The 5,981-nt window shown below is 70.2% G+C and carries 5 protein-coding genes; all 5 read left to right on the forward strand.

Annotation, left to right across the window (positions count from 1 at the left end; translation table 11 throughout):
• Positions 1 to 59 precede the first annotated feature (59 nt).
• Complete coding sequence (locus GKQ77_RS25835) at positions 60 to 1,877, forward strand: ABC transporter substrate-binding protein (protein ID WP_219691345.1); 1,818 nt, start codon at positions 60 to 62, stop codon at positions 1,875 to 1,877.
• Between the two features lie 3 nt (positions 1,878 to 1,880).
• Positions 1,881 to 2,975 (forward strand): ABC transporter permease, encoded by a 1,095-nt coding sequence (locus GKQ77_RS25840; RefSeq protein WP_219691343.1) that lies wholly within the window; start codon positions 1,881 to 1,883, stop codon positions 2,973 to 2,975.
• Complete coding sequence (locus GKQ77_RS25845) at positions 2,972 to 3,904, forward strand: ABC transporter permease (RefSeq protein ID WP_219691344.1); 933 nt, start codon at positions 2,972 to 2,974, stop codon at positions 3,902 to 3,904. Before GKQ77_RS25840 ends, GKQ77_RS25845 begins: the two co-directional genes overlap by 4 nt.
• Positions 3,901 to 4,947: an ABC transporter ATP-binding protein gene (locus tag GKQ77_RS25850; RefSeq protein ID WP_372459983.1), complete on the forward strand. Its 1,047-nt coding sequence runs from the start codon at positions 3,901 to 3,903 to the stop codon at positions 4,945 to 4,947. The genes GKQ77_RS25845 and GKQ77_RS25850 overlap by 4 nt, the downstream gene beginning before the upstream one ends.
• 29 nt (positions 4,948 to 4,976) lie before the next feature.
• The coding region (locus GKQ77_RS25855; RefSeq protein WP_219691346.1) for an oligopeptide/dipeptide ABC transporter ATP-binding protein at positions 4,977 to 5,981 on the forward strand (1,005 nt) is incomplete at its 3' end.

The raw sequence follows: 5,981 nt of genomic DNA on the forward strand, positions 1-5,981 counted from the left end.
CCCCGGAACCCACCGCCCCGGAACCGCAGACCCCAGCGCCTCACCGCCCCCGCAGCCGGCTGAAGCTCCTCGCCGCCGCCGGTGCCGCCGCGTTCACCCTTACGGCCGGTCTCGCCACGCCACTCGATCCGGTCCCGCGGCAAGCCGAGGCCAAGGGTGACGGAGGCAAGAAGGTCCTCACCGTCGCCGTGGCGCAGAGCGTCGACTCGCTCAGCCCCTTCCTCGCCCAGCGGCTGCTCAGCACCAGCATCCACCGGCTGACGTACGAGTACCTGACGAACTACGACGCCAAGAACAACAAGGCGATCGCGGGCTTCGCCACCGACTGGAAGGCGTCCGCCGACAAGCTGACGTGGACCTACACCATTCGTAAGGACTCCAAGTGGTCGGACGGGAAGCCCGCCACCGCCGAGGACGCCGCCTGGACGTTCAACAAGGTGATGTCCAAGGAGGGCACCGCCACCGCGAACTCCAACTTCGTCACCAACTTCCGGAAGGTGACCGCGCCCAGCCCCACCAAGCTGGTCATCGAGCTGAAGAAGCCGCAGGCCACGATGGCCGCGCTGGACGTGCCGATCGTCCCCAAGCACGTATGGGAGAAGGTCGACGACATCTCCAAGTTCAACAACGACAAGGACTTCCCTGTCGTCGGCAACGGCCCGTTCATCCTGACGGACTACAAGGTCGACCAGTACGTGCGGCTCAAGGCCAACAAGGACTTCTGGCGCGGTCCGGCCAAGTTCGACGAGCTGGTCTTCAAGACGTACAAGGACCAGGACGCGGCCGTCTCCGCGCTCAGGAAGGGCGAGGTGTCGTTCGTCGCCGGGCAGCCCGCGCTGACCCCGGCGCAGGCCAACTCCCTGGCGAACGAGGAGAACATCAAGGTCAATGAGGGGCCGGGCCGTCGTTTCTTCGCCATCGCCACCAATCCGGGGGCGAAGACGAAGGATGGCGAGAAGTTCGGTGACGGCCATCCGGCGCTGCTCGACAAGAAGGTCCGCCAGGCGCTCTTCCTCTCCGTCGACCGCGAGGCGATCGTCGACAAGGTCTTCCAGGGCAACGCCGTCGAGGGTGCGGGCTACATTCCGCCGCGCTTCTCCGAGTACGCCTGGAAGCCGTCGGCCGACCAGGAGCTGAAGTACGACCCGGAGAAGGCCGCCCGGCTCCTCGACGAGGCCGGTTACAAGAAGAACGGCGACGGCAAGCGCGTCGGCAAGGACGGAAGGCCGCTGGACTTCCGGATCCTGTGCCACGCCACGGACCCCAATGACAAGGCCGTGGGCAAGTATCTGAAGGAGTGGTGGGGGGAGCTGGGCATCGGGCTGAAGGTCAACTGCCTCGATGACGTCTCCGTGCCGTGGTACGCGGGTGAGTACGATCTGGCGTTCGACGGCTGGTCCGTCAACCCGGACCCGGACTTCGTACTCGGCATCCACACCTGCGCCGCGCTGCCCGTGAAGGCGAAGGAGAGCGCCGCCACCGACAACTTCATCTGCGACAAGAAGTACGACGAGCTGTACGCCGAGCAGCTCGCGGAGTACGACCCGGACAAGCGTGCGGACATCGTCAAGCGGATGCAGTCGTGGCTGTACGACTCGGGGTACATGAACGTCCTCGCGTACCCGAACGCCGTCGAGGCCTACCGCACCGACCAGATCAAGTCCATCACCACCATGCCGACGGCCGCGGGGAACATCTACGGCCAGGATGGATATTGGAGCTGGTGGTCAGCCGTACCCGCGGAGGGGAAGAGTTCCTCCAAGGATGGCAGCTCGACCGGTGTCATCATCGGTATCGCCGCTGCCGCGGTGGTGCTCGTGGGCGGCGGAGTCCTGTTCGCCCTGCGCCGCCGTTCTACCGCAGAGGACCGCGAGTAACGCATGACCGCTGACAGCAATCCCGCACTGCTCGACACCGAGGGCCCGCCGGGCCCCGGGGCCGACGGCGACCCAGCGAAGGCCGGGCCGGCGTCGGCCCGCGGGCCGAGGGCCCGCAACACCCGCGCCTATCTCCTCTATGTGGCGGGCAAGCTCGGCGGCGCGCTCGTGTCGCTGTTCGCCGTGCTCGTCACCAGCTTCTTCCTCTTCCGGCTCATCCCCGGCGACCCCGTCAAGCAGATGACGGGCGGCAAGCGCGTCTCGGCCGAGCAACTGGCCGCGATGCGCAAGGAGTTCGGCCTCGACAAGCCGGTCATGGCCCAGTTCTGGGACTACACCGGCAAGGTGCTGAGCGGCGACTTCGGTACGTCGTACCAGTTCCACGCCCCCGTGATGGAGAAGATCACCGAGGCGCTGCCCGCGACCCTGCTCCTCACCGGAACGGCGTACGTCCTCTACACCCTCATCGGCATCTGGCTCGGCACGCGCACGGCCTGGCGCAACGGCAGGCTGGGCGACCGCGTCCACACCGGCCTCGCGCTGACGCTGTACTCCGTGCCGTCGTTCTGGCTCGGGCTGCTGCTGATCATCACCTTCTCGGTGGGGATCGGGCCGATTCCCGGGATGTTCCCCACGGGTGGCCTGGAGTCCGGCGGTGAGACGGGCTTCGCGTACGTCATCGACGTCGCCCACCACATGGTGCTGCCCGTCATCACGCTGGTCGCCGTCGGGTACGCGCAGACGCTGCTGGTCATGCGGTCCTCGCTCCTCGACGAGATGGGCAGCGACTATCTGACGACCGCGCGCGCCAAGGGGCTCCGCGACGATCTCGTACGCCGCCGGCACGCCGTCCCGAACGCGCTGCTGCCGACCGTGACGCTGATGTTCGTCAATCTCGGCACGGTGGTGGCCGGCGCGATCCTCGTCGAGACCGTCTTCTCCTGGCCGGGGCTCGGCGGGCTCTTCTACGCGGCGCTGAGCGTGCCCGATCTGCCGCTGGTGCAGGGGCTGTTCTTCGTCTTCTCGGCCGCTGTGATCCTGATGAACACTCTCGCCGACGTGATCTATCCGCTGCTCGACCCCCGGGTGGGCCGATGACGACCGACTCCGCACCGACCACCCCCACCGCGCCGGAGAAGAGCGCGCGCTCCCTGGCCTGGACGCGGCGCAGGCACTCCGCGGCGCGCTTCTGGCGGGACTACCGCACGCACAGGGCCGGGCTCTTCGGGCTCGCGACGCTGGTCCTGATCGCCCTCGCCGCCGTCCTCGCGCCGCTGCTCGTCGGCTCGAACGCGCAGAGCGTGACCGACGCGCCGGGTGCGCCGATGGAGTCGCCGAGCGCCGAATTCCCGCTGGGGACCGACCAGTTCGGGCGCAGCCTCCTTGGCCTGCTGGTGTGGGGCGCGCGGATGTCGCTCACCGTGGGGCTGCTCGCCGCCGTGCTCTCGGTGGCCATCGGCACGCTCGTGGGCATCACGGCCGGGCACTTCAAGGGCTGGTACGCCACGGTGATCATGCGCGTCACCGACTGGTTCCTGGTGATGCCGACGCTGGTGCTCGCCATCGCGCTGGCCGCGGTGATGTCCGGCAGCGTCTGGACGATCATCCTGGCGATCGGCGTGACGACCTGGCCCACGACCGCACGCCTGGTCCGCGCGCAGACCCTCGCGGTGGAGTCCCGCCCGTACATCGAGCGGGCGCGGGCGCTCGGCGGCGGCCACGGCCACGTCATGGCCCGGCATGTGCTGCCCAACGTCATGCCGCTCGTCCTCGCGCAGACCACCCTCGTCATCTCCAACGCCATCCTCACCGAGGCCACGCTCGCCTTCCTCGGCCTCGGCGACCCGACGAGCGTGTCGTGGGGCGGCCTGCTCCAGGACGCGCGCGAGGCGGGTGCGGTCAGCGCGGGCCACTGGTGGTACCTCGCCCCGCCCGGTCTCGCCATCGCGCTGGTCGCGCTGGCGTTCACGCTGTGCGGCCGTGCCGTGGAATCCGTGCTCAACCCCAGGCTGGGGGCTTCCCGTTGACCGACCTGACCGACTCGACCGACCTGTCCAAAGCCAGCGTGCGGCGTCTTCTCGACGTACGTGATCTCGAAGTGACGTACGCGAACGGCGCCGCAGCCGTGCGCGGGGTGAACCTCCACGTCGACGCGGGCCAGAAGCTCGGCGTCGCCGGCGAGTCGGGGTGCGGCAAGTCCACGCTCGCACTGGCGCTGCTGCGGCTGCTCCCCGCGGGGACGAAGGTGTCCGGCGAGATCCTGCTCGACGGCGAGGACGTCCTCACCATGAAGTGGGGGCAGGTGCGCGCGGTGCGCTGGGCGGGCGCCTCGATCGTCTTCCAGGGCGCGATGCACTCGCTGAACGCCGTGCACCGCATCGGCGACCAGATCGCCGAGCCGATCCTGCTCCACAGGAAGGCCACACAGGCGGGCGCCAGGAAGAAGGCCGGCGAACTCCTCGAACAGGTGGGGCTGCCCGCCGCCCGCGCCGAGGCGTACCCGCACGAACTGTCCGGCGGCCAGCGCCAGCGCGTGATGGTCGCCATGGCGCTGGCCTGCGATCCTCGTCTGATCATCGCGGACGAGCCGACCACCGCGCTCGATGTGATGATCCAGGCCCAGATCCTGCGCCTGATCGAACAGCTCGTCTCCGAGCAGGACCTCGGCCTGGTGATGATCAGCCATGACCTGGCGGTGCTCTCCGACACCTGCGACCGGCTCGCGGTGATGTACGCGGGCCGCGTCGTCGAGGAGGGGCCGGCCACGCAGGTCTACGAGGATGCCAAGCACCCGTACGGGAAAGCCCTGTCGGCGGCGTTCCCGCGGATCGGCGACGCGGCGTCCCGGTTCGCGCCGCGCGGCCTGCCCGGCGACCCGCCCGACCCGTCGGCGCTCCCCACGGGCTGCACGTTCCATCCGCGCTGCGCGGTGGCCCTGGACTCCTGTGCGAGCGAGGACCAGGCCCTGCGGGACGCGGGCCCGCACCACCGTGCGGCATGCGTCCACGCGGGCGCGCCGCTCCCGGCGCAGCCCACGTCGGCGCCCGCGACGGCGGAGCGCATGCCGTGACCGAGAGCATCCGTGACGAGGAGCCGCGCATGACCACCCCCGAGCCGGGCGGCGGGCCGCTGCTCTCCGCCAGCGCCCTGCACATCGCCTTCCCCGGCCGCCGGGGCGCACCGACCGCGCGGGCGGTGGACGGCGTCGACCTCGACATCAAGGGCGGGGAGATCGTCGCGCTCGTCGGCGAGTCGGGCTGCGGCAAGACCACGCTGGCCCGTTCGCTGCTCGGCCTGGTGCCGCCGACCTCCGGCAAGGTGACGTTCGCCGGGCAGCCGCTGAACTACTCCGGGCGCGCCCTCAAGGCGTACCGCAAGCGCGTCCAGCTGGTGCTCCAGGATCCCAGCGGCTCGCTCAACCCCCGGCACACGGTGTACGAGGCGGTGGCCGAGGGGCTGCGCATCCACGGGTACGCGGGTGACGAGCGGGCCGCGGTCGCCGGGGCGCTCTCCCGGGCCGGGCTCCGGCCCCCCGAGCGCTTCTTCCTGCATTATCCGCACGAACTGTCGGGCGGCCAGCGCCAGCGTGTCGTCATCGCGGGCGCCCTGGTCCTCGAACCCGAACTCATCGTCGCCGACGAGCCGGTGGCCTCCCTCGACGCGTCCGTGCGCGGCGAGATCCTGGCGCTGCTGCTGCGCCTGCGGGACGAACTGGGGCTCTCCGCACTGGTGGTGACGCACGATCTGGGGCTCGCGTGGAACATCGCGGACCGTGTGGCGGTGATGTACCTGGGCCGGATCGTGGAGACCGGCACGGTGGAGGAGGTGCTGACGTCCCCTCAACATCCATACACGCAGGCCCTGTTGTCGGTGCTGCCGGAGGCGCCCGGGGAGCCGGTGGTGCTCACGGGCGAGCCGCCGGATCCGTCCCGTATCCCGGGGGGCTGCCGGTTCCATGTGCGGTGTCAGGTGCTTGCCTCCGGCGAGGCGGAGGCGGCGGGCGTCGCGGGCAGGTGCCGTACGGAGGATCTGGCCGTGCTCTCCGGCGCCGGGCGGACGCAGGTGGCGTGCCACTGGGCGGGGGCTGGCGGGAGCGCCTTGGGG

The organism is Streptomyces anatolicus (genome assembly GCF_019400875.1).
Lineage (GTDB): Bacteria > Actinomycetota > Actinomycetes > Streptomycetales > Streptomycetaceae > Streptomyces > Streptomyces anatolicus.

Coding starts and splice junctions, on each gene's coding strand:
- GKQ77_RS25840 (WP_219691343.1), top strand. CDS start 1,881: ATGACCGCTGACAGCAATCCCGCACTGCTCGACACCGAGGGCCCGCCG.
- GKQ77_RS25845 (WP_219691344.1), top strand. CDS start 2,972: ATGACGACCGACTCCGCACCGACCACCCCCACCGCGCCGGAGAAGAGC.